The sequence below is a fragment of the Rhodococcus mengyinensis genome, assembly GCF_048381435.1.
In the GTDB taxonomy this organism is placed as follows: domain Bacteria; phylum Actinomycetota; class Actinomycetes; order Mycobacteriales; family Mycobacteriaceae; genus Rhodococcus_F; species Rhodococcus_F opacus_D.
Window position 1 is genome coordinate 350,760 of sequence record NZ_JBLWIT010000038.1, and the last position, 25,843, is coordinate 376,602.

Here is a 25,843-nt window from a genome sequence, read left to right on the forward strand (position 1 = left end):
GCTGGTTTTCGGTGGATCTACTGCTAAGACACGCGGCGAGGAAGGAATGTGACACGGTGGACGACCGCGATCGGCTGACGGAGCGTTTCGAGGAACACCGGCCCCGGCTGCGGGCTGTCGCGTACCGGATGCTGGGCTCGGTGAGCGAGGCCGACGACGCCGTCCAGGAGGCGTGGCTGCGCATGAGCCGCGCCGACACCGACGACGTGGACAATCTCGAGGCGTGGCTGATCACGGTGGTGTCGCGGGTGTGCCTGAACGTGCTGCGCTCACGCGAGCAGCGGCGCGAGGAACCTCTCGACGTCCAGGCACACGACCCGGTCGTCGCTCACGAGGACGGTGGAGACCCCGAACACGAAGCGATGCTGGCGGACTCGGTCGGCCTGGCACTGCTCGTGGTGCTCGACACGCTGACCCCGGCCGAGCGGCTCGCGTTCGTCCTGCACGACATGTTCGACGTGCCCTTCGACGACGTCGCCCCCATCGTGGGCCGCTCCTCCCCAGCGGTGCGGCAACTCGCCAGCCGCGCCCGCCGACGGGTGAAAGGAGCCTCCCCGGCGCCGGACACTGCGGATCTGGACCGCCAGCGCCGTGTCGTCGACGCCTATCTGGCCGCGACCCGCGGCGGCGACTTCGACGCTCTGGTCGCCCTGCTCGATCCGGACGTGGTGCTCCGGGCGGATCCGGCGGTCGGACCCACCCCGGCACCTCTCCTGATCCGGGGTGCCCGGGTCGTGGCCAGGGGCGCGCTCGCCTCCTCGGAACGGGCCCGGTCCACGCAGGTCGCCCTGGTGAACGGGGCAGCCGGGCTCGTGATGGCTCTCCACGGTCGGCTGCACCTGGTGTTGGCGTTCACGATCGCGGACGGCAGGATCACCGAGATCGACGTCATCGCAGAATCCGATCGGGTCCGCCGACTCGATCTCGCGGTTCTCGATGACTGACGGGACGCCGGTCACCCGTACAGGGTGATGACCCTGCGCGCCCCGACCCCCAGCATGGAGGTGGTCGACACTGCCGGGAGAGGGGCGCGAACGTGACTACTGCCTCGGACGACGACGCCCCGCCCCAGAGCGCGGCCGCGCCGTCGCCGTTCCCGCCGATCGCCGACTACGCCTTCCTCTCGAACTGCCACACGGGGGCGCTGATCGCGCCGGACGGTTCCGTCGACTGGCTGTGTGTGCCCCGGTTCGACTCACCCAGCGTGTTCGGGTCACTCCTCGACCGCGAGGCGGGGATGTTCCGGATCGGCCCGTTCGGGCTCAACGTTCCGGCGTCCCGGCAGTACGAGCCGGGAAGCAACACCATCTCGGCGGTGTGGAACACGCCGACCGGCTGGGTGACCGTGCGCAGCGCGCTGACGATGGGTCCGAGCCGCGGCGAGGACACCGTCACGCCCCACACACGGCCGCCGGCAGACGAGGACGCCGATCACATGCTGGTCCGCACGGTCACCTGCCTCGACGGCAGTGTGGAGGTGGAGTTGGTGTGCGAGCCCGTGTTCGACTACGGGCGTACACCGGCGGAGTGGGTTCTGGTGGACGGCGATCGGCACACCGCCGACGCGAGCGGCGCGGGTCGGACCCTCCGACTGCGGACGGACATGGCGCTCGGCATCGAGGGTGGGCGGGTTCGCGCCCGCCACGTGCTGGAGAAGGGTGAAACCCTCTACTGCGCACTGTCCTGGGCGGCGGAGCTCGCCGCACCGGAAACGGCGGAAGAGGCCGTCGCGCAACTCGATGCAACCTCGACGTTCTGGCGGCGCTGGTTCAGCCACGCACGGTTTCCCGACCACCGGTGGCGGGAGGCGATCCAGCGGTCCGCCCTGACCATCAAGGGACTCACGTACATGCCGACCGGCGCCACCGTCGCAGCCCTCACCACATCGCTGCCGGAAACTCCCGGCGGCGAACGTAATTGGGACTACCGGTACACCTGGATGCGGGACTCCACGTTCACCCTGCAGGCTCTGCACTATCTGAACCTGGACTGGGAGGCCGACGAGTTCATGCAGTTCATCGCCGATCTCGAGTCGAACGGCGATGGCGCACTGCAGATCATGTACGGAATCGACGGCACCCGCGACCTGACGGAGTCGACCCGCGACGACCTGTCCGGCTACGCGGGCGCGCGACCGGTGCGCATCGGCAACGGCGCGTTCGACCAGCGGCAGAACGACGTGTTCGGCGCCGTCCTCGACTCGATCCTGTTGCACACCGTGCGCAGCAAGCGCCTCCCCCGCCGGCTGTGGCCGCTCGTGCAGCAGCAGGCGACGTGCGCGTCCGCGGTGTGGCGCAACCCCGATCAGGGGATCTGGGAGGCCCGCGGCGCACCGCAGCACTACGTGTCGTCGAAGCTGATGTGCTGGGTGGCACTCGACCGGGCGTCGAAGATCGCGGGCATCCGCGGCGATCGCTCGGCCGAGGAAACCTGGCGTGCCACAGCCGAAGAGATCCGCGCCGACATCCTCGAGCACGGGGTGAAGAACGGGGTGCTGCGCCAGCACTACGACACCGAGGCGCTGGACGCGTCGACCCTGCTCGCCGCGGTCTTCGGATTCCTTCCCCGCGGGGACCAGCTCCTGCGTGCCACGGTCGACGCCATCGCAACCGATCTCACCGAAGACGGATTCGTCCTGCGCTACCGCACCGGCGAAACCGACGACGGACTGTCGGGGAAGGAGGGCAGTTTCCTGATCTGCTCCTTCTGGCTGGTGTCGGCACTGACCGTGGTCGAAGAGGTACAGGAGGCAACCGATTTGATGGAGCGGTTGCTCAGCGTGTCCTCGCCCCTGGGGCTGTACGCCGAGGAGTTCGACACGAGCACCGGCCGTCATCTCGGCAATTTCCCGCAGGCGTTCTCCCACCTCGCACTGATCGAGGCCGCGGGGCGCATCATCCTGCACGAGCGGATGCGGGAACTGATGTGAGCCCCGGCGGGCCCCGACCTCCCGTCACCGTAGGCTGAGATCGTGTCCCGAGCAGAGTCGAATCGGACGTACAGCGGCCAACCGGTTGCGGAACGTCGCGTAGCCCGCCGGGCGCGGTTCCTCGACTCCGCCCTGTCGGTCTTCGCGGAGAAGACGTACGCCCACAGTTCGATCAGCGACATCTGTGCCCACGCCGGACTGTCACGTCGCCAGTTCTACGAGGAGTTCGGCAGCCGCGAGGACATCCTCCTCGCGCTCTACGACACGATTCAGGACGAGGCCCGGGACGCGGTGCTCGCCGCGAACGACCGGGCGCCCTCGCGGGATCCCCGGACCGTCGCCGGCACCGTCATGACGGCGTACATCGAATCGGTCGGCACGGACGAGCGGCGGGCCAGGATCATCTTCGTGGAGGTGGTCGGGGCGGGCCCCCGGGTCGAGCAGTATCGCCTCGAGCGCCGCACGCAGTGGGCGCAACTCTTCGAAACCGTCACCCGCACGATCGACGGCGGCATCGTCGACCCGCCCGAGCGGTTCGCGATGGTGTCGATCGCCTTCATCGGGGCGGTCAACGATCTCGCCCACCACTGGAGCACCGCCTCCCCCAGGCCGTCCGCGTCGGTGCTGGTGGACGTCCTGAGCACGATGCTCATCGCGCTGGTCACCGATCAGACCTGAACCGAACTTACTCGCGAGTATTGCGATACCCGTCACACCTGATCTAAGGTCTGCTCACAAAGTGAGACATAGACGTCTCACTTCGGCCGGGGAGGACCACATGATCGGACCGAGAGCACGACGACGTCGAATGCTGCTGGTGGGAGCGATGGTGGTGGGCACACAGCTCGCCGTCGCCGCGCCGTCCGTCGGGGCTCCCGCCGACGACGGAACGCCGGTGGACGTGCAGCCGGCCCCTACCGTCCCCGCCTGGCCCGAGGCCGACCGGGGCTTCTACGAACCACCGGCCTCCGTGGTCGCGGCGGCCGAGCCGGGCGAGATCATCGCCGCCCGCGAAGTACACCTGGCGAACCTGTCGGTGCTTCCGGTGAACGTCGACGCGTGGCAGCTGTCGTATCGCTCCACCAACTCGCGGGACGAGCCGATCCCGGCGGTCGCGACGGTCGTCAAGCCCCGGGGCACGATCGACGGCGTCCGCAATCTGCTCTCGCTCCAGCCGGCGGAAGACTCCCTCGGCAAGTACTGCGCCGCCTCGTACGCACTGCAGCAGTGGTCCGTGCCCGCGCCGCTGACCGGTCAGGTCGTCGCGCCGCTGCAGTTCCTCGAGGCGCAGGCCGCCCTCGCCCAGGGATGGGCCGTCGTGATGCAGGATCACCAGGGCCCGAACGCCGCGTATGCGGCCGGGCCCCTCGCGGGCCGCATCACCCTGGACGGAATCCGGGCGGCGGAGAACTTCGACCCCCTGGGCCTGACAGGCAGGCAGACCCCGGTCGGGTTGATGGGCTATTCCGGAGGCGCGATCGCGACGGGTCACGCCGCCGAACTCCATGCGAGCTACGCACCGGACCTGAACATCGTCGGTGCGGCCGAAGGCGGCATCCCGGCCGATCTCGGCGCCCTCGTCGATCTGGCCGACAACAACCTGGGCGCGGGAATCGTGCTGGGCGGCGTGTTCGGCGTGAGCCGTGACTATCCCGAACTCGCGGAGTATCTCGACACGCACCTGAATCCACTCGGCAAACAGCTCCTGGCCGCCAAGAGCAACCTCTGCGTCAGCTACCAGTCGGCGCTGCTGCCGTTCGCGAACCTGAGGGGCCTGTTCGACAGCCCGAGCGGCGACCCACTCCGCGATCCGGTGGTCGAGTCGGTACTCGACCGGACGAAGATGGGTCACCGGGTCCCGGACGTCCCGATGTTCATGTACCAGGCGAACCCGGACTGGCTGGTGCCGGTCGGGCCCGTCGACGCACTGGTGGACACCTACTGTCAGGACCCGAACGCCCGGGTGACGTACACCCGCGACCACGCCAGCGAACACCTGTCCCTCGAACCGGTCGCGGCGGCGAGCGCCCTGATGTGGCTGCGGGACCGGTTCGCCGGGGTCCCGGCCGAGACCGGATGCAGCACCCACGACGTGGGATCGATGGCCCTCGACCAGGCGACGTGGCCGGTGTGGTCGTCGATCGTCGGCGACACGATCGCGAGCCTGCTCGGTCAGCCGATCGGCACGTGAGGGCGCGGTCCGATCAGAGGCCGCCGACCTGCACGAATTCACGTGCATGAAAGACCGAGGGCCACCTTCCCGGGGGGGGAAGGTGGCCCTCTGTGTGCGGAGGTAATTCCGCGGTGGAGCCTCCTGTCAGGATTGAACTGACGACCGCTCGCTTACAAGGCGAGTGCTCTACCACTGAGCTAAGGAGGCGGACACGCGCGCCCATCATATCCATTGCAGGAACGTCGGCCACTTCCGCCCACATTGGATAGCGTTGGAGCCATGAGTACCTCGGAGATCGCCACTGTCCTCGCTTGGCACGACGCCCTCAACTCCGGCGACATCGACACTCTGCTGTCGCTGTCGAGCGACGACATCGAGATGGGTGGGCCGAAAGGCGCCACCCAGGGCCTGGCGGCGCTGCGGGAATGGGCGTCTACCGCGGGCATCACGCTGATTCCGCAGCGAATGTATTACTACGACGGGGTGCTGGTGGTCGAACAGCAGGCCACGTGGGCGGACCCCGAGGAGACGCGTATCCTGGCCTCTGCATTCCGTGTCGTCCACGATCAGGTCATCTCCACGTTCCGCCACGAGACACTCGAGTCTGCACTCTCCGCTACCGATTTGACCGAGAAAGACCTTGTCTCCGACACGTAGTATGGCCAAGCTCACAGAAACCCTCCAACGTCTCACAGGCGACCGTCGCGCAACGGTCGATGCGGTCACCGCTGCACCCACACCGCTGCAGCCGATCGACCTCACCGACGATGCGGTGGTCGCCGAAGTACTCGACCTCGCCGTGCGTGTCGGTGAAGTGCTCCTCGCGTCGGGCACCGGTGCGATGGACACCGCCGAGCAGGTGCAGTTCATCGCCGCCACGTACGGCCTCGCCCAGTGCGATGTGGATGTCACGTACAACTCCATCGTGCTGTCCGCGTACCGCGGGCCGACCCTCCCGCCGGCGAGCACGATGCGGATAGTGCACTACCGCTCGATGGACTTCACCCGTCTCGCGGCGGTCGACCGGCTCACGCGGCGAATCCGCCGTGAGGCCGTCACCCCCAGCGAGGCGCACGAGGCCCTGACCGCGGTCACCACGGCGCCGCACCCGTACAACCGCTGGATCGCGACGCTCGCCTGGGCGTCCATGGCCGCGTCGGTCTCCGTGTTGATGGGCGGTGGGGTGCTGGTCGCATCGGTCGCCTTCCTGACGACGATGGTGATCTACCGGGTCAACCGCGTCCTCAACCGCATCGGCCTGCCGTTCTTCTTCCAGCAGGTGGCCGGTGGTCTGGTGGCCGCGACCCCGGCGGCGACGCTCTACACGTTCCAGGATCAGCTGGGTGTCGAGATCAGACCCTCGCAGATCATTTCGGCCGGTGTGGTGGTGCTGTTGTCCGGACTGTCGCTGGTCGGTTCGGTGCAGGACGCCATCACGGGGGCACCGATCACGGCGGCGGCGCGATTCTTCGAAGTGGTCATGATGACCGGCGGCATCATCGCCGGTGTGGCCATCTCGTTGCGGCTGACCGGCGTGCTGGGTTCGACGCTGCCACCCGTCAACGTCGAGATCACCGAACTCGTGCAACTACCCGTGCTGGTGATGTCGGGCGCGTTCGCGTCGATGTTCTATGCGCTGGCCTGTTACGCCGAGCAGCGCGCGCTCACGGCCGCGTGGTTCGGTGGTGCGGCCGGCGCCCTGGTCTACATGGTGGCGCACCAGTTCGGCATCGGCCCCATCATCGGTTCGGCACTCGCGGCCACCGTGGTCGGGTTCGCCGGTGGTCTGATGGCCCGCCGCGCGCTCACGCCGCCGCTGGTCGTCGTGGTGGCGGGTATCACGCCACTGCTGCCGGGTCTGTCTCTGTACCGGGGTCTGTACGCCCTGCTCAACAACGAAGTGGTGATCGGACTGAGCTCGCTGCTGGCGGCGTTCGGTATCGGTTGCGCGCTCGCGGCGGGCGTCACGCTCGGCGAATGGATCGCCCGGACCATGCGGAGGCCGCGCATCCTGCGTCGCACAGACGACATCCGCCGCCCCGTCTTCAAGACGAGGCGGCGGAAGCCGGTCGAAACACACACACAGAAGGCGGCCTGAGGCAGTTTCAGGTGACGGCCTCTCGGCCGTCTGCCGGGTACGACCGCCGGTGTCTCACCGGACGGTCGTCCCGGCACATCGTCGCCGAAACGCGGCGCCGGGGAGGTCAGCTCTTGTCGACGCTGTGCCGTCCGCCCGACTTCTCGTCGGCCTCCATGGCCTCACGCAGGCTCTTCGGCCGCATATCGGTCCAGTTCTTCTCCACGTACTCGAGGCACGCGGCCCGGCTTTCCTCGCCGAAAACTACGCGCCAGCCTGCCGGCACCTCAGAGAACGTGGGCCACAGTGAGTGCTGGTCCTCATCGTTCACCAGCACGTAGAAGCGGCCTTCTTCGTCATCGAATGGATTGGTGCTCATCTCGCCTCGCTTGTCGCATACGTGTCCTGTGCGTTCACACTAGCAAGCGTGCCGTTGCGGCCACGCCTTGTTACGACAGATGTAACGATCTCTCCCGCCCGCACGGCAACATTCGACAGGAGCGACGACGTGATTCCGTGCGTTTTCTCCGTGCCGCCCTGCAGATAGATTCCCGCTGTGACGTCCGGTGAAACCGCCAATCTGTAATCTCGGCCCACTTCGCGCGGCGGGTGGGTTTTCGGCGCGAGATCGCCGAGCAGAGGCTCGAGGGGTGCGGGGGTGAAACCGGTGGCCAGAATCAGTGCGTCGCAAGCGAGAGTGTCGGTGAGGCCGTCCACCCCGCTGCGGACAGCCACCTCGATTCCGTCCGAAGTCTCGTCGACGGCAATGATCTCCGACGCGCGGCGCATGAACAGGCGGCGACGCCCACGCACGCGTTCCTGGTATTCGGTCGCGTAGAGCTCGTTGATGAGCTCGATGTCGACCACCGAATAGTTAGTACTCCTATGGACATCCAGCAATCGCAGACGCTCCGCCTCCGGGGCACCGTGCAGATCGTCCACGGCCTCCGGATCGAAGATGCGGTTGGCGTACGGACTGTCGTCGGCCGGGCTGTACCCGTACCGCGAGAAGACGCTGTGGACTTCGGCTTCGGGGTAGTTTCCGTGCAGGTACTGCACGATCTCGGCGGCGCTCTGGCCTGCCCCGAGGACGACGAACCGATGGTGGACCGGGGCCGGCATCTCGCCGAGCCGGAACAGGAACTGGTGGTTGTGGAAGCACCGCGCAGAGGGGTTGGCCCACTCCGGGATTCGCTCCCGCAGACCGGCGCCCATCACGACGTTGCGCGCGATGACCGTGCTGCCGTCGGCGGTGCGGACCTCGAAACGGTCGATCACCCCGTCGTCGCCACGGATTCCGCGTACGGTCTCCACTGCGGTGCCGTATCGCACGTCGGCGTCCACTCGGCGTGCCGCCCACTGCAGGTAGTCGTGAAACTCGTGACGAGTCGGAAAGAAGGTCTGGTGATTGACGAAGTCGACGAGGCGACCCTGATCGAAGAGGTAATTGAAGAAGGTGAATGCGCTACGCGGATTCCGGAACGTCACCAGGTCCTTCGGAAACGCGATCTGCATCGTCGCGCCGTCGAGAAGCATCCCGGGATGCCACCCGAATCGATCCTGCTTCTCGAAGAACTGCGCGCTGATCCGCTCACGCGGGGGGCACTCCGCATTGTGTTCCTCGATGGCAATGGCCAGGGCGAGGTTAGCGGGACCGAATCCGACACCCACGACATCTCGCACTGGGAGATCTGTACCGACCGTTTCCGGCGATTCACTCATAGCTCGTTGTCCGTCCTCGACGCCGCGCCGCACCCGACCCAGCCGCCGTCTGCCTTCCGAAAAGATAGTGAAGCCTATCCTTATTTCCAGCACAGTACCAAGTACTTCCGGCCCCCGCGGAGGCGAACTCCGCCCCGGAACTGCGATCTAGATCACTCTTGATCACCGGGCTCCTTCCGCCCATGCGGTGACCAGCGACGACAACTCCGACGCCCAGCCACGGACCTCCTCGGCGTCCAGCACATCCGAGGAGAACGAGAAATACGCGTGGACAGGTCCGCCACCGATCGGCTCGTAGAAGCTCAGCGTCAGGTCCGAATCCGGAACCCCCACCGGCACCGGCATCAACCCACCCAGCGCGTCGAGATGACCGAGCCTGGCCTGCTCGTGATGAACGAGCATGACCTGCGGACGGAGCACCGGCGTCTCGCCGACCGCCTCCACGACGTCGGCGAACGCCACGTCCTGGTTGTCCAGCGCGTCGAGATTCGCGGTGCGGATACGCCGCAGCAACTCCACGGGATCGGGATCACCGCTCGTATCCGTTCGCAACAGAACGATATTGAAGAAGCAGCCGACCAGCGCGTCCAGCGCCTCCTCCGTGCGTCCCGCGACGAGCGACCCCAGCGGAATGTCCGTGCCGGCGCCGTGCCGTGTCAACACGGTGGCGAGTGCGGCCTGCAACACCATGAACAGGCTGGTGCCCGTCTCGCTCGCGAACTTCCGGGCCGCGCTGTGGAGTTCCGCGTCGATCTCGACCGGCACGATCTCCGCCGTCCGCGGTCCGCGCACGGCCGGGGCGGGCAGTTCGAGCCGGGACGGCATGCCGTCCAGCGTCTCCCGCCAGTAGTCGAGCTGACGCGACCGACGGCTGTCCGGGTCCTCGGGATCGCCGACGAGCACCTGCGACCACACGACGTAGTCGGCGTATCCGACGGGCAGCGGTTCCCATGCGGGTTCCTCGCCGTGCGAGCGCGCGGCGTATGCCCCCATCAGATCACCGAGCAACGGCACCACGGACCACTCGTCGACGGCGATGTAGTGCATCGCGAGAAGCAGTGCCTGGGTGCCGTCGCCGCCGGTCACGAGATGCACCCGGAGCGGTGCGTGCTCGGTGAGATCGAGGGGCTCCTGCGCCAATTCGAAGACCGTGCGGTGGACGTCTCCGTCCCCGACGTCGACGAGTTCGAGGGCGGGCCGCACCGCTTCCTGCGCGACGACGCTGTCCCCGGCCTCCACGTACACGGTCCGCAGCGGTTCGTGCCGGGACGTGACGTCGTCGAGGGCCTGCGCCAGGATCTCGGGGTCGACGGTGTCGCGAAGCTGCAGCGACAGTGCGTGACTGGCCCGCGCCTCGGCGCCTGCCGCCCGGAACTGCTTCCAGAACCGGCGTTGCGGCCCGGACAGCGGCAGCACACCCGGTCTCGGGTCCGCCGCCGTCAGCACCGGCCTGCCGATGGACGAGGCCCCCGCGACCATCGCGGCGAGTTCGGCCACCGTGGAACTGTCGAACACGTCCCGGATACCGATGTCGACGGCGAACCGCCCGCGGATCCGCCCCACCAACCGCATCGATGCCATGGAGTTGCCGCCGAGGTCGAAGAAGTTGTCGTGGATGCCCACCGACGGCAGATGCAGGATGTCGGCGAACGCTGCGGCGATCTCCTTCTGCTCCGGTGTCTGCGGCGTGCCGTCCCCGGTCAGGGCCGACCAATCCGGCAGCGGCAGCGCCTTGCGGTCGAGTTTGCCGTTGGGTGTCAACGGGAGATCCCCGTCCAGCACGACCACGCGAGTCGGCACCATGTAGTCGGGCAGCCGCGCGGCGGCGTGTTCCCGCACGGCCTGCGGATCGATCCGCCCGGCTGCGTGACCGTCGGCCGGTGTCACATAGCCCACGAGCCGGACGATGTCACCGGACCGGTCCGCGACGACCGCCGACTGCTTCACCGCAGGATGACTTCCGAGGGCCGCGATGATCTCGCCGAGTTCGATGCGGAATCCACGGATCTTCACCTGGTCGTCGACGCGTCCGAGGAAGTCGATGTTGCCGTCGGTCCGCCAGCGCGCCCGGTCACCGGTCCGGTACATCCGGGAGCCCGCGTCGCCGAAGGGGCTGGGCACGAACCGGGCCGACGTGAGGTCGGGCCGGCCGAGGTATCCGCGGGCCAGTCCGCGTCCGGCGATGTACAACTCGCCCGCCACCCCCGGCGGCACCGGCTGCAGGCGGTCGTCGAGGACGTACGCCTGCTCGTTGGGATCGGGGATGCCGATCGGCACAGCCGAGTTCCATCCGGGCCGTGCCTGCCACAGCGTGTTGTTGACGGTGGCCTCGGTGAGACCGTACGCGGCCAGCAGGTTGAGCCGTTCCGCCCAGCGTCCGATCAGTTCCGGCGGCACGGTCTCGGTGCCCACCAGCACGGTGCAGCCCTCGGGGACGTCGCAACCCGACGGCAGCGCCGCCAGCAGGGACGGCGGAATGATCGCGTGCGTCACGGCGTGTGCGGCCATGAAATCGGTGAGTTCCGGTCCGGCGACGCGGGACTCGTCGGGCACGATGACCAGGCGGGACCCCGTGCACAGTGCCATCGACAACTCGAAGACCGCGACGTCGAATCCGATCGACGCGAACTGCATCACCACCGAACCCGGGACGAGCTTCATCCGCTGTTCGGCGGTCGCGACGAGACTGGGAATCCCGTCGTGAGTGAGGATCGCGCCCTTGGGTTTACCGGTGGAGCCCGACGTGTAGATGACGTACGCGGCGTGGTCCAGGCCCTGCGGGGGCCGCGGCACCTGCAGGGCGGGCCCGGTCTCGAGTTCCGTGACGACGGACTCGTCGTCGAGGAGAACGCGAGTGAGGCCGTCGACGTCCGCGATGCGCGGGCTCTCCCCCACCGTGGTCACCAGCACCCGCGCGGCGGAGTCGGCGAGCATGTAGGAGATGCGGTCGGACGGGTGGTTCAGGTCGAGCGGAAGGTATGCCGCCCCGAGCCTCAACACCCCGAGCACGACCGCGACCATCTGCGCCGATCTCGGTACCGCCAGTCCCACAACGTCTTCGACGGAGACGCCGCGACGATGCAGCAGTGCGGCGACTCGGTCGGCGCGCACACTCAGGTCCGCGTACGTCACCTCACCGCCGGCGTCGACGACGGCCACGGCGTCGGGGGTCGCCGCCACGTGGCGCGCGAACGCCTCGTAGAACGTCTCCTCCGCCACCGGCTGTGACGTGTCGTTGAACCCGTGTACCACGAGTTCGCGTTCGTCGCCGAGGAACACGTCGAGGTCGCCGACCGCGCGACCCGAGTCGGATGCGAGGGCGTCCAGCACCACGACCTGCCTGCGCGCGATCTTCTCCGCGGTGGCCCGGTCGAACAGGTCGGAGCCGTACTCGAGGCGCAGGTCGACCCGGTCGTTGTCGAGGTACTCCGTGAAGTTGAACACCAGGTCGAACTTGGCGGTGCGTTCCTCGAACGCCACCGGGGTGAGGGCCGAGCCGAGTGCGAGCGCCGAATCGGACGTCCGGCTGTGATAGCCGACCATCACCTGGAACAGCGGGTTCCGGGCCAGGGTTCGCGCCGGATTCACCTTCTCCACAACGGTTTCGAACGGAACGTCCGCATGCGAGAAGGCCGCCAGGTCGGTGTCACGGACCCGTGCCAGCAGTTGGTCGAACGTGGGGTTGCCCGACACGTCCGTCCGCAGCACCACGGTGTTGACGAAGAACCCGATCAGGTCGTCGAGACCCTGTTCGCTGCGGCCGGCGACCGGCGCGCCGATCGGCAGGTCGTCGCCCGCACCGAGACGGTGCAGCAACGCCGCCGACGCCGCGTGCAGCACCATGAACATGCTGGTTCCCGACGTCCGGGCGAGCGTACGCAGGGCCCGCGTCGACGCGGCGTCGAGCGTCGTCTCGATCGCACCGCCGGCGAAGCTGGGCCGCGCGGGACGGGTGCGGTCGGTAGGGAGCACCAGCTCCTCCGGCGCCCCGTCGAGAGTCTTCGCCCAGTAGTCGAGTTGACGGCTGACGAGGCTGGACGGGTCCTGTGGATCACCGAGGACGTCGCGCTGCCACAGCGTGTAGTCGGCGTACTGCACGTCGAGCGGTTCCCACGCCGGCGCCGAGCCCTGGACGCGAGCGGCGTACGCCGTCATCAGGTCCCGCAGGAACGGGCGGTCCGACCATTCGTCGGTGGCGATGTGGTGCAGCACGATGGCCAGCACCTGCTGGTCCGCGACCCGGATGAGGCTCGCGCGCACCGGGATCTCCGTCGCCAGGTCGAACGGGCGGCCGACGGTCTCGGTGACGAGCCGCACCAGATCGGCCTCGGTGCCGTCCACCACCGCGACGTCGGGCCGGGCGTCTTCGAGGATCACCTGCACCGGTTCGCCGTCGTGCTCCCCGAACACCGTTCGCAGCGATTCGTGCCGCGACACGACGTCGGTCAGCGCCTGCTCGAACACCCCGGGGTCCAGTGCACCCTGCAGTCGGAGGACGATCGGGAAGTTGTAGGCGACGGCGGGGCCCGCCCCATCCCGAACCGAGGTGCCTTCCATCTGCTGCAGGAGCCACAGACGTTGCTGCGCAGCGGAGAGCGGCAGATGCTCGGGCCGCGGCCGGGCAACCAGCACCGGACGGGTCGAACCGGTGTCGTCGCCGATCCGGGCGGCGAGTTCGGCGACCGTCGGTGCTTCGAACAGGTCGCGCAGGGTGAGGTCGGTGTCGAGCGCGGCCCGCGCCCGGCTGATCAGCCTGGTGGCCAGCAGCGAGTGACCGCCGAGGTCGAAGAAGTCGTCGTCGACCCCGGGGGCGGGGACGCCGAGGATCTCCCCGAACAGGGCGGACAGCACCCGTTCGGTGTCGGTGCGGGGTTCCGTGCGCGCGCCGCCGCTGCGGCCGAGCACGTCGTCCGCCGAAGGCAGCGCCTTGACGTCGAGTTTGCCGTTGACCGTCATCGGCAGGCTGTCGACCTCGATGACCGCGGCGGGCACCATGTAGTCCGGCAACGTTGCGCGCAGCGCCTGTGAGTACTTGTTAACGTCCCGCGGTTGATAAGTACTCACGGGTACGGCGTAGCCGACGAGCCGCTTGAACCCACCCGGGCCCGAATCGACGACGACGGCGGCCTGACGGACGTCGTCCAGAGCTTCGAGCGCGGACGCGATTTCGCCGAGTTCCACCCGGTGACCGCGGATCTTCACCTGATCGTCGGTCCGGCCGAGGAAGTCGAGATTCCCGTCCTCACGTCTCCGGACGAGATCGCCCGTCCGATACATACGTACGGATTCCCGGAACGGGTCGGCGACGAACCGCTCCGCCGTCAGTGCGAACCGGTCGAGGTAGCCGCGCGCCAACCCGACCCCGGAGATGTACAGCTCGCCGGGAACGCCGTCCGGGACCGGACGCAACCACGGGTCCAGCACGTAGGCGGACGTGTTCCAGATCGGGGTGCCGACGGTGGGTGTCACGCTGTCGGCGGTACCGGCGCCGAGGGTGTTGATCGTGTACTCGGTGGGACCGTACAGGTTGTACCCGACCGTTCCGTCCGTGTCGCGCAACCGGTTCCATACCGAATCCGACACTGCCTCGCCGCCGAGGAGTACGAGTGGCGGCCGGTGCCGCCCCGGGCCGTCGTCGAGCAGACCCTCTTCGACGAGGTGCTGCGCGTACGTCGGCGTCACGTTGACGACGTCGATCGCATGGGTGTCGCAGTAGGCCACGAGCGCCTCGGCGTCACGCCGCAGGTTCTCGTCGCAGATGTGGACCTCGTGGCCTTCGACGAGCCACAGCAGTTCTTCCCACGACATGTCGAACGCGAAGGACACGGTGTGCGCGATGCGCAGCCGCCGACCGCCCGCGGCAGTCACGACGGGTTCGAAGATAGCCTCACGATGGTTGAACTGCATGTTGGTCAGACCGCGGTACGGGGTGACGACGCCCTTCGGCTTGCCCGTGGACCCGGATGTGTAGATGACGTACGCCGGATGGTCCAGGCGCCCGGGGGTTCCGGGCGCGAATCCGCCGAGTTCGGCCTCCGACAGCGGTCCGGACGCGACCGCGCCGAAGTCCACGGTGTCGACGGCCAGCGTGTCGACCGTCGCAGCGGCGAGCGTTCCGGCGACCTCCGACGTGGTGACCAGGACCGTCGGACGCGCGTCGTCGAGCATCGCGACGAGTCGCTCGGCGGGGTGGTCCAGTTCGAGCGGCAGGTACGCGGATCCGGTGCGCAGCACGGCGAACAGCGCGACCACCATCTCCACCGTCCGCGGCAGTGCGAGCGCGACGATCCGCTCCGGGCCCGCGCCGTGGCCGAGCAGGACCCGGGCCATCCGGTTCACGTCGGCGTCGAGTTCGGCGTAGCTCACGGTGCGGTCGCCGAACACCAGGGCCGTGTCTTCAGGCCGGCCGCGGGCCGCGTCGGCGAACAGATCGGCGATGGTTCTGTCGGGCAGGGCCTTCCGCTCGACCGGCACGGGCATTGCGGCACCGGCGATTCCCCCGACCACACCGGACAGGTCGGTGGACCACTCCTCGAGCACGGTCAGGTACCGCGACAGCATGCGTTCGACCCGCGACTCCGAGATCTTCTCGGGGTGGAACTCGAACTTCACCTTCACGCTCGCACCCGGGGTCACGACGACCGTGACCGGGTAGTGCGTGTGATCGATGCTGTCGCCGCCGCTGATGTCGTGCGCCGCATTGAGCGCCGACACCTGCTTCTCGTCGACAAAGTTCTGCAGCACGTACAGCACGTCGAACAGCTGCCGGTGCTCGGACACCCGCTGGATGGAGGCGAGCCCGAGGTAGTCGTACGGGGTCAGCGCCAGCCGCTCCGACTGGATTCGCCGGAGCAGGTCGGTGACGGTCTCGTCGGCCCGCAGCGTCGTCCGGACGGGGACGGTGTTGAGGAACATTCCGGCCACCGCGTCGATGCCCGGGACTTCCGGTGGGCGTCCGGCCACGGTGGTGCCGAACACGAGGTCCCGGCGCCCGGTCTCGATTCCGAGTACGACGGCCAGCGCGGCGCTCAGCACCGCGTTGAACGTGACACCGGCGCCGCGGGCACCGGCACGGAGCCGTTCGCTCAGTTCCTCGGACAGCACCGCGTCCCGGCGCTGCGGCGGCTGCGGCTCCCCCGCGACCGTCGCGGCCAGCAGCGTCGGTTCGTCGAGCCCGCCGAGCGCGTCGGTCCACGCCGACTGCGCGGCATCCGCGTCCCGCGTGGCAAGCCACCGGAGGTAGTCCTCGAAAGATCCTTCCGGGGCGGCGAATCCGGAGTCGTCGCCACCCGTTTCGTAGAGGGCGAGCAGCTGGCTGACGACGAGGCCGTTGGACCATCCGTCCCACAGCAGGAACTGCCGGTTGATCACCAGTCGGTCGTGGGAGTGGCCGAGCCGCAACACCATTGCCCGCCACAGCGGCGGGGAGGTGAGGTCGAACGGTGTCAGCCGGTCCTGCGCGGTCAGCTGTTCGGCGTAGGCCGCGCGTTCGGGCTCGTCGAGTTCCCTGAGGTCGAACTCGGCGATGGGCACGTCCAGGCCGGCGCCGAAAAACTGCACCGGCGCGGGCAGGCCTGCACTGACGAATCCCGCTCGCAGCGTGGGATTGCGTCGCTGCAGCGTGCGGAGCGCGGCGGCGAGCCTGTCGGTGTCGAGGCGGTGCGCGAAGTCGAGTGAGAACTGTGCCGTGTAGATGTCGGCGCCGGAGTCGAACCCGGCCTGGAAGTAGAGACCCTCCTGCAGCGGCGACAGCGGCAGCACTGTGTCGACCCCGCTCGGGCTCGCCTCGACGATCCGGTCGATCTCCTCCTGCGTCAACGCCACGAGGGGAAGGTCGGACGGGGTGATCATCGCCGGTCCGTCGTGCTCTCCTGCGGCGTCAGCCAGTTCACGAAGAGCGGCCACCCAGCCGTCGCTCAACGCGATGACGTCGGCCTCGCCCAGGTCGGCGTCCGACCAGGCAAAGACGGCCTGCAGTTCGGTGCCCCGCTCGGACTCCTCGCACAGGGCGTTGATCACCAGCCGGTAGGGCCCACCGAGATCGGCATCGGGATCTGTTGCCAGCGAGTCGGATTCGACCGCGGGAGTCCACGGTCCGGGCACCGCGTGCGGCATGCGCCCCAGGTAGTTGAACAGCACCTGCGATTCCGCCCGTGCCGCAAGAAGGCCCGAGGTGCGCGCATTGACGTACCGCAGCATGCCGTAGCCGATGCCGCCGTCGGGGGCGCCGCGCAGCTGCTCCTTGACGTCCTTGAGCGTCTGGAGTGCGCCCGTCCGGCTGCGCAACCGGACGGGGGTGACGTTGGTGATCCAGCCGACGGTCCGGGACAGATCCACACCCTCGGCGAGTTCTTCGCGGCCGTGCCGCTCGAGGTCCACCAGCAGGTCGTTCTCGCGTCCACGGGCCGCGAGCCACCGGTCGGCCGAGAGCCGCAGCGCCGCCAGCAGCACATCGGTGACGTCGGCGCCGACCACGGCGGGAACGGCGGTCAGCAGCGCCGTCGTGAGTTGCGGGTCCAGCAGCACCGTCCGCCGGGCGCCGCTGCTCACGACCGCGTGCCCGTCGGTGCCGGGCACCAGATCGGCACCGGGTTCGGTGACGCGCAACCAGTGGTCGAGTTCGGCGAGCCGGGCAGGGGCCTGCGCCTGCTCGGTGACGATGCGGGCGAATCCGCGCAGCGACGTGGGCACCGGGTCGAGCGCCGCGTCCTGGCCACTGTCGGCCGCCACCCACGCCATGGCCAGATCTTCGATCAGCGTCCGCCACGACACCCCGTCGATCACCAGATGATGCGCGACGAGGAGGAGCCTGCCCAGCTCCTGCGGGCCGGCGTCGAACCACACCGCCGACAGCATGGTGCCGTCGTCGGGGTCGAGCCGGTCGGTCGCGGCGTCGGATTCTGCTGCCACGATTTCGCGCAGCGCGGCGGCGTCGAGTCCGGTGACGTCGACGCGACGCAGTTCCAGGTCTGCGGATTCGGTGATCTCGAGCGACCACACACCCGGCGCGTGCCGGGTGAGCTTCTGCCGCAGGCCGTCGTGGTGACCGCTCACCGAGTGCAGGGCGGCCGTCAGGACGGTGGCGCTGGTGCCCGCCGGTGTGTGGAGCAGAACGGCCTGGTTGAAGCGATTCTTTCCGCCACTCCATTCGGACAGCCGATGGACCACCGGCAGGGGCGGCAGGACACCGGTGCCCGACTCCTCCACGCGCGGGGCCGGCGCGACGACGGTGGCCGCGACCAGCCGTGCGAGCGCGGCCGGCGTCCGCTGTTCGAAGATCTGCCGCGGGGTGACGGTGATCCCCTCCCGGCGAGCGAGATTCACCAGTCGGATGGCGAGGATGCTGTCGCCACCGAGCGCGAAGAAGTCGTCGTCCACCCCGACGGTCCCGACACCGAGAACCTCGGCGTAGTGGGCGGCCAGCACCGCTGCCGGTCCGCTCTCGAGCGCTGACGTCGCCTGCCCCGAACTCGTGTGCGCGGAGAAGTCCGGCGCGGGAAGCGCTGTGCGGTCCAGCTTCCCGCTGGGGCCGACCGGGAACTCGGGCACGATCACGAACGCGACGGGCACCATGAACTCCGGCAGGGCCGCAGTCAGGCGCGCACGGACATCGTCGACGTCGGCGTCCCCGACGACGTACCCGACCAGTTGTTGCCGACCGGGCCGGTCCGTGCGCACGACGGCGGCGGCCTGCCGCACTCCGGGGCACGCCGCCATCTGCGCTTCGATCTCGCCCAGTTCGATGCGGAAGCCGCGCAACTTCACCTGATCGTCGACCCTGCCGAGGTATTCGACCGCACCGTCGGTGTTGACCCGGGCAACGTCACCGGTGCGGTACATGCGGGATCCGTTGTGGGAGAACGGGTCGGCGACGAAGCGCTCGGCACTCAACCCGGGCCTGCCCAGGTAGCCGCGGGCCAGCTGTGGCCCCGACAGGTACAGCTCACCGGCGGCGCCCGCGGGCACCGGCTGCAGGTACCGATCGAGCACGTAGAGGCCGGTGTTGGACGTCGGCAGGCCGATCGGCACGGAGGGCGCGGACACGTCGATTCCCTGAACGGACGCGGCGTAGCTGACGTCGACCGACGCCTCGGTCGGACCGTAGAGGTTGTCGAGTTCCACTCCCGGCAGGAGTTCGGCGACGCGCCGGGCGGAGGCCACGGGAAGCGCCTCACCGCTGCAGGAGATGATCCGGAGCCCGGTGCACCGGGCGGCGGCGGGCTCGGCGAGGAACACCTCGAGCATCGAGGGCACGAAATGCACACGCGTGATCGACCGCCGGACGATGACGTCGGCGAGGTACGCCGGGTCCTTGTGTCCGTCCGGCCGCGCCAGCACGAGGGTCGCCCCGGCGAGGAGCGGTCCGAAGAACTCCAGCACCGACACGTCGAAGCTGGACGGCGTCTTCTGGAACACGTTGTCTGTCGGGGTGATCGGCCGGAACCGCTGAACCCACAGCAGACGGTTGACGATGCCGGCGTGCGGCACGACGACCCCCTTGGGCCGTCCCGTCGAGCCCGACGTGTAGATCACGTAGGCGGGGTGCTGCGGCGCGAGCGCGACACCGGTCAGCGGCTCGGGCGAGTACCGCTCGGCGTCCGATACCCGGACCTGCGGAACGCCGGACCCGGCGAACGGCACGGTGCCGTCGGTGAGAACGCATACCGGTTCCGCGTCCTCCAGCATGAACGCCAGCCGGTCGGCGGGGTAACCGGTGTCGAGCGGAACGTAGGCGCCGCCCGCCTTCCCGACCGCGAGGAGCGCCACCATCAGGTCCAGCGAACGGGGCAGCGCCACCGCCACCTTCGACTCGGGTGCCACCCCGCGGTCGACGAGCAGTCGGGCGAGGCGGTTCGCGCGCGCATGCAATTCGGCGTAGGTGAGGTGTTCGTCCTCGAACACGACGGCCACCGCGTCGGGTGTCCGCTCCGCCTGCTCCTCGAGCAGCGCCGTCACCGTCGTGTCGGGGAACTCCACCTCGACGTCGCGCAGTGCCGCGTCGATCGGCTCGCGCGACGCCAGCGCGACGGAAGACACGTTCTGGTCGACGTCCCGGGTCAGCTCCGCGAGATACGCCACCATCGACTCCGCGAACCGGGTCGCGGTCGCCGCATCGATGCGGGCGTCGTCGTATTTCAGCTCGAGTGTCAGCGCGTCGCCGGGCATGACGATCAGCGTCATCGGGTACGGCGGGTGCTCGTCGAATCGGATGCCGGTCAACTGCACCGCACCGGTGGGATCCGCCACCGCGCCGTCGCCGAGCGGATAGTTCTCGAACACGACGAGCGTCTCGAACAGGTTCTGCAGTCCCGCTTCCCGGCGCAACTCGGGCAGGCCCAGGTACTGGTGGTCGAGCAGCGTCGACTGCTCGTGCTGCCACCGCGCGAGGGTCTCGGCCACCGTGTCGGTGGGCCGGTACCGCAGCCGGGTGGGCACGGTGTTGATGAACAGGCCCACCATGGTCTCGATTCCGGGCAAGTCCCCGCCGCGGCCCGACACCGTCGAACCGAACACCACGTCCTCCCGGCCGGTGAGGCGGCCGAGGACCAGACCCCACGTGCCGTGCACGAGCGTGCTGAGTGTCAACCCCCGGGCCCGGCCCACCGCGGACAGCGCGGCGGTGTCGGCCGACGGCAGTGTCACCCGGACACTGTGTGTCCCGGACTCCCCCTTCGACGACGGCGTCGGCAGGTCCACCGGCTCGGGGGCGTCGGCGAGCGCCTCCCGCCACACGGCGAGCGACGCCTGACGGTCCCGGCCCCCCAGCCATTCGAGGTAGCTCCGGTACGGCGTGGGCGTCGGCAGCGCCAGCGGCGTCCCCTCGACGCTGTACAGATTCATCAATTCCCGCAACATCACCGGCACCGACCACCCGTCGGCGACGATGTGGTGAATCGACTGCAGCAGAAGAAACCTTTGATGTTTCACCTGCGCGAGCGTGTAGCGCAGCAGGGGGCCGCGCTCGAAGTCGAAACCCCGGGCCCGGTCCGCCGCCAGCACCTGTTCCACGCGCTGCTCCGGATCCGCGACGCCGGTGAGATCGAGCACTTCCATCGGCACCTGCACGTTTTCGTTGACCACCTGCACGACCCGGCCGTCCGATACCGCCCGCACGCCGACGCGGAGGGCCGCGTGCCGGTCGACGACCGCCTGCAGCCCGCGGTGCAACGCCGCAGCGTCGACGGGACCGGTCAGTTCGATCACCTGCTGCACCACGTACGGGTCGGTGCCGGTGTCCTCGAACGCCGACTGGAAGTAGATGCCCTCCTGCAGCGGTGTCAGCGGAAGCACGTCGGCCGCCCCCGCCAGCGCGTCCACGTCCGGCTGCGTCAGCGACACCAGCGGGAAGTCCGACGGCGTGTGACCGCCGAGACGGTCGATTCCGGCCAGCACCCGCAGCACCGCGGTCCACTCGTCGGCGAGCGCCACGACGGCATCACGATCGAGCACACCGCGCGCCCACGTCAACGTCGTGCGCAGGACGGGGCCGTCGGCTCCGTCCTCGGCGATCACGTCGAACGCCAGCGCGTGCCCGAGCGGCATCCGCGGGTCGTCCGCGCCACCCATGGCGCGGGGCAGCCAGTCGACGCCCTCCGCGGACGTCACCCGTCCGAGGTAGTTGAACAGCACCTGCGGGGTCGGCGCGTGCGCGAGTTCCGGCTTCGGGACACCGAGGTAGCGCAACGCGCCGTAGCCGAACCCGGAACCCGGGATGCGGCGCAACTGGTCCTTCAACGCCTTCAGCGCGTCGGCGATTCCCGTCTCGTCCGCCGCCGCACCGGGGTCGAGCACCACCGGGTAGACGGTGGTGAACCAGCCGACGGTCCGGGCGAGGTCGAGGGCGGGTCCGTCGCTGCGGCGCACGAGGTCTTCCTCGCGTCCGTGCCCCTCGAGGTCGAGGAGCACCGGGCCCGGCCCTCCGTCTCGCCACCTCTGCAACGCCACCGCGACACCGGTGAGGAGCGCGTCGTTGACGTGGCCGTGGAACGCCGCGGGCACGGTGGAGAGCAGCGGCCGGGTGAACTCCGGAGGCAATGTCACCGTGAGGGTTTCGGCGTCGCCGGCGAGGTCGAGGGCGGGATCGAGCGCACGCGAACCGAGGAGCGGGTCTTCTGTGGTCGCCGCGTCCACCCAGAAGGACAGTTCGTGGTCGAAGGCACCCGACCGCGTCTGCTCGTCGAGCAGCTCGGACCAGCGGCGCAGCGACGTCCCGACCGGAGCGAGTTCGGGGACGCCCCCGGCCGCCACGGCTGTGCCCGCGCGGGCGAGGTCTTCGAGGATGATGCGCCAGGACACCCCGTCGACCACCAAGTGGTGTCCGATCAGCAGCAACCGGCCGGGACCCTCGGCCGCGGAGAAGAGGACGGCCTGCACCATGGTGCCCGCATCCGGGTCGAGCCTTCCGACGGCCGCCCGTGCCTCGATGTCGAGTTGCTCGGCGCTGCCGTCGAATTCGACGACCCGCAGGATTCCGTCGAGCGTCGCCGGGGACGGTTCCGGCACGGACAGCGTCCAGCGGTCGCCCCCGCGGCGGAGGCCGCTTCCGTTACCACGGACGAGCGTCGCGCGCAGGGCGTCGTGCCGCTCGAGCACCGCGGCGAGTGCCGCCTTCGCGGCATGCTCGTCGAGGGCGGCCGGAGTCTGCACGAGCACCGACTGGTGGAACGCGGCGATCTCACCACCCCGCTCCGCGATGCGGGCGACGATCGGGGTGCTGCGGACCTCACCGACGGCGACGTCGTCGGGGTCCACGGCGGCCGCGGTCCGGCCGTCCTGGACCCGGGCGAGCGCCTCGGCGGTGCGGAGCTGGAAGATCTCCCGCGGGCTGATCGAAAGACCTTCCCGCCGAGCATGGTTGACCAGCTGGATCGCGACGATACTGTCGCCACCCAACGCGAAGAAGTCGTCGGTGACGCCCACCGACTCCACCCCGAGGACACCCGCCATCAGCGCACACAGGGTTTCCTCGGCAGCGGTGCGGGGCGCGACGTTCTCGCCGGCCGCGCCGAGGTCCGGCTCGGGCAGCGCACGCCTATCCAACTTTCCGTTGGGGGTGAGCGGGAACCGATCGAGGACGACGAACGACGACGGCACCATGTACTCCGGCAGCTTCGACGACGCCCAGACCCGCAGTTCGGCGACGTCCGGAACCGAATCCTGCTTCGCCACGACGTAGGCCGCGAGATACTTTGCTCCCGAGGGCGTCTCCCGAACGACGACGGCACTGTGCCGAACGTCGGGATGCGACACGATGCCCGCCTCGACGTCCTCGAGTTCGAGTCGCATGCCCCGGATCTTCACCTGATTGTCGGCGCGGCCGAGGAAGTCGAGGGACCCGTCCGGCGCCCACCGCGCGAGGTCACCGGTTCGATACAACCGGGAGCCGTCGTTCGCGAACGGGTTGGCGACGAAACGGGACGCCGTCAGCCCCGGAGCGTCCACGTAACCGCGGCCGAGGAGGAATCCGCCGGCGTACAGCTCACCGCCGGTGCCGAGCGGCACCGGGTTCAGGTGTTCGTCCAGCACGTACAGCTGGGTGTTGGGGTTCGGGCGACCGATCGACGTCGCGATCCGCGCCGCATCCTCCCGATAGATCACGTGCGACACCCCGATCGTCGCCTCCGCCGGGCCGTAGCCGTGGTACAGCGTGATGGCGAGCTGCGACCGGAACCTCTCGAACAGGCGCGGCGTGAGAACCTCGCCACCACACCACACGTGCTTCAGCGCCGCCAGCCGATCCGTGCCCCGCGACAGGTCGAGCAGCACGTCCAGCATCGACGACACGAGGTAGACGAACGTCACCGACTCGCCGGCGATCAGGTCCAGCAGATACTGCGGGTCCCGCTCCCCGCCGGGCTCGGCCACCACCAGCCGGCCACCCGCCACCAGAGGCAGCAGAATCTCGTTCACGGAGATGTCGAACGACAGCGGCGCCTTGAACAGCGACGCGTCCGCGGGCCCGAAGCCCAGGATCTCGTCGCGCTGCCACAGCAGTCGCGCGCAGACGGCCTCGTGACGGATCATGGCGCCCTTGGGCCTGCCCGTGGAACCCGACGTGAAGATGACATACGCCAGCCGCGAACCCTGCACGGTCACCGCGGGCGGCTCGGTGGGCTCCTCGGCGTACGCCCACGCCGCGAGGTCGACCGGCACGGCCCGCTCCCCCGCGTCGGCAACTCCACCGGGCCCGGTGAGCACGAGCGCGGCCCCGGCGTCGGCGAGGACCGACGTCCGGCGGTCCTCCGGCCACGACGGGTCGAGGGGCACGAACGCCCCACCCGCACACATGACGGCGAGCAGTCCGATGACCATGTCCGCCGATCGCGGAAGACCGACCGCCACAACTGTTTCCGCCTCGACACCGCGGGCGCGCAGGTGATGGGACAGCTGCGCAACGCGTTCCCCGAGTTCGCGGTAGGTGAGCCGGGTGTCGCCGGCGATCAGGGCCTCGGCATCCGGCGTCCGCGAGACCTGAGCGTGGAAGAGGTCGGGAACCGTCACCGATTCCTGCGGGGACGCCGTGTCGTTGAACTCCACCAGCAACTGCCTGCGCTCGGCCTCGGTCATCGGATCGAGCGAGGCGATGGGCTGTGACGGGTCGGCGACGAACTGCCCGACGAAGTGCTCGAGCCTGCGACGATGCTCCTCGAGCTCGGCGCCGAGACCGGCCGGGGCCCGGAGATCGATCTGGATGGGCTCCGAATCCTGCCCACCGCGGATGGAGAAATCGAGGTCGCGGACCGGTCCGGTGGCCGAACCCCGCACCCACGCCGGGAACCCGCCGAACGTCAGCGAATGCTCGAACATCATGGAATTGATTCCGGGACCGAAGATCTGACGGTCCGGATCGATCGACCGCAGGTCGCGGGCGAGGTCCTCGCCGCGGTAACGCCCGTGCCGCAGCACCGAGATCAGCGTCGTGTCGATGCGGGTGGCGAGCTCACCCACCGTCATCTCGGGATCCACCTGCACCCGGAGCGGCAGGATCGTCGAGCACATTCCGGGGATGCGGCGCAGTTCGCGTCCGACCCGCGCCGTCATCGGCAGCGACAACGTGAGGTCGCGGCGGCCGGTGAACCGGTGGATGTACGCCACGATCGCGGCGAGCGGCAGCCGGGTGCGCCTGATCCCGGCGTCGGAGGCGAAGGTGTAGATCGCGTCGGCGTCGTCCCCGTCGATCTCGACGACGGCGGAGATCGGCGCCCCGGTGTGGTCGACGACCTGCGGGAGCAGCCGAGGCGGCTCCGGCGCATCGATCACCTGCTCGATCCAGAAGTCGCGGTCGGACGCGAAGCGCGTCGACGCACGGTAGTCGCGGTCGGACGCCACGAGCGTGTCGAGGGGCCACGGTGCCGTGGACGTCTCGAGTTCCGGGTGTTCGTATCGATCGACGACGTCGGCCACGAGCAGAGTGATGCCGTATCCGTCGATGAGGCTGTGGTGGTAGCGCTGGTACCAGATCACCGACTCGTCCCCGATGCGCAGCAGGGCGTGCCGGAACAGCGGTTCGTCGCCCTCGACGTCGACCACGGTCTCCATGTCGCGGTCCATCCACACGCGCGCACGTGCTTCGGGATCCTCGTCGCCGCGCAGGTCCACGACCGCAAGGGTCCACCCGTCGGGGGCTGTCGGCACCTGCAGCAGTTCGTTGCCGTCGCCTCGCTCGAAACGCACGTGCAGGGCTTCGGCCCGTTCGACGGTCTTCCGGATCGTCTCGGCGGCACGGTCCAGGTCGATCCGGCCGGCGACCTCGACGACGAGCGAGAGGTTGTAGACCGGGCTGCCCGGGTTCAACTGCTGCCCGACCCACACCTCGGACTGCGCGGCCGTCACCGGCAACGCGACAGGCGCCGAACCGACGCGAGCCGAGGAAGAAGTGCGCTCAGCCGAAGTGCGCTGGGGGCGAGCAGCCGCCGAGTGGTCCGGAGACATGGTGATCCGA

The 25,843-nt window shown here is 69.1% G+C and carries 9 protein-coding genes and 1 tRNA gene; 6 read left to right on the plus strand and 4 right to left on the minus strand.

What is annotated here, in order from left to right; all coding sequences use genetic code 11:
- Positions 1-56 precede the first annotated feature (56 nt).
- From ACNJ7E_RS06445 to ACNJ7E_RS06460, 4 genes are all read left to right on the plus strand, one after another.
- Positions 57-944, plus strand: coding sequence for a sigma-70 family RNA polymerase sigma factor (locus ACNJ7E_RS06445; RefSeq protein ID WP_418339408.1), 888 nt, complete (start codon positions 57-59; stop codon positions 942-944).
- Between the two features lie 92 nt (positions 945-1,036).
- Positions 1,037-2,929: a glycoside hydrolase family 15 protein gene (locus ACNJ7E_RS06450; RefSeq protein WP_418339409.1), complete on the plus strand. Its 1,893-nt coding sequence runs from the start codon at positions 1,037-1,039 to the stop codon at positions 2,927-2,929.
- 42 nt (positions 2,930-2,971) lie between these two features.
- On the plus strand, positions 2,972-3,607 hold the full coding sequence (locus ACNJ7E_RS06455) for a TetR/AcrR family transcriptional regulator (RefSeq protein WP_105412851.1): 636 nt from the start codon (positions 2,972-2,974) through the stop codon (positions 3,605-3,607).
- A 100-nt stretch (positions 3,608-3,707) separates the two neighbouring features.
- The gene (locus tag ACNJ7E_RS06460) at positions 3,708-5,120 is read left to right on the plus strand and encodes a lipase family protein (RefSeq protein ID WP_418339410.1); all 1,413 of its coding nucleotides are present in this window, start codon (positions 3,708-3,710) and stop codon (positions 5,118-5,120) included.
- Between the two features lie 114 nt (positions 5,121-5,234).
- Here the strand turns inward: ACNJ7E_RS06460 and ACNJ7E_RS06465 are convergent.
- A tRNA-Thr gene (locus tag ACNJ7E_RS06465) sits at positions 5,235-5,309 on the minus strand.
- A gap of 72 nt (positions 5,310-5,381) precedes the next feature.
- On the opposite strand from ACNJ7E_RS06465, the gene ACNJ7E_RS06470 reads away from it, so the two are divergent.
- Together ACNJ7E_RS06470 and ACNJ7E_RS06475 are read left to right on the plus strand one after the other, a co-directional pair.
- Positions 5,382-5,759, plus strand: coding sequence for a nuclear transport factor 2 family protein (locus ACNJ7E_RS06470; protein WP_009477786.1), 378 nt, complete (start codon positions 5,382-5,384; stop codon positions 5,757-5,759).
- A 1-nt stretch (position 5,760) separates the two neighbouring features.
- On the plus strand, positions 5,761-7,200 hold the full coding sequence (locus ACNJ7E_RS06475) for a threonine/serine exporter family protein (protein WP_280778839.1): 1,440 nt from the start codon (positions 5,761-5,763) through the stop codon (positions 7,198-7,200).
- Positions 7,201-7,306: 106 nt separating this feature from the next.
- Here the strand turns inward: ACNJ7E_RS06475 and ACNJ7E_RS06480 are convergent, their stop codons facing one another.
- The 3 genes from ACNJ7E_RS06480 to ACNJ7E_RS06490 all read right to left on the minus strand — a co-directional run bounded on the left by ACNJ7E_RS06480 (position 7,307) and on the right by ACNJ7E_RS06490 (position 25,833).
- Complete coding sequence (locus ACNJ7E_RS06480; protein WP_005244517.1) at positions 7,307-7,558, minus strand: MbtH family protein; 252 nt, start codon at positions 7,556-7,558, stop codon at positions 7,307-7,309.
- Positions 7,555-8,901, minus strand: coding sequence for a lysine N(6)-hydroxylase/L-ornithine N(5)-oxygenase family protein (locus ACNJ7E_RS06485; RefSeq protein ID WP_280778843.1), 1,347 nt, complete (start codon positions 8,899-8,901; stop codon positions 7,555-7,557). The genes ACNJ7E_RS06480 and ACNJ7E_RS06485 overlap by 4 nt, the downstream gene beginning before the upstream one ends.
- A 162-nt stretch (positions 8,902-9,063) precedes the next feature.
- On the minus strand, positions 9,064-25,833 hold the full coding sequence (locus ACNJ7E_RS06490; protein ID WP_418339472.1) for an amino acid adenylation domain-containing protein: 16,770 nt from the start codon (positions 25,831-25,833) through the stop codon (positions 9,064-9,066).
- Positions 25,834-25,843 lie beyond the last annotated feature (10 nt).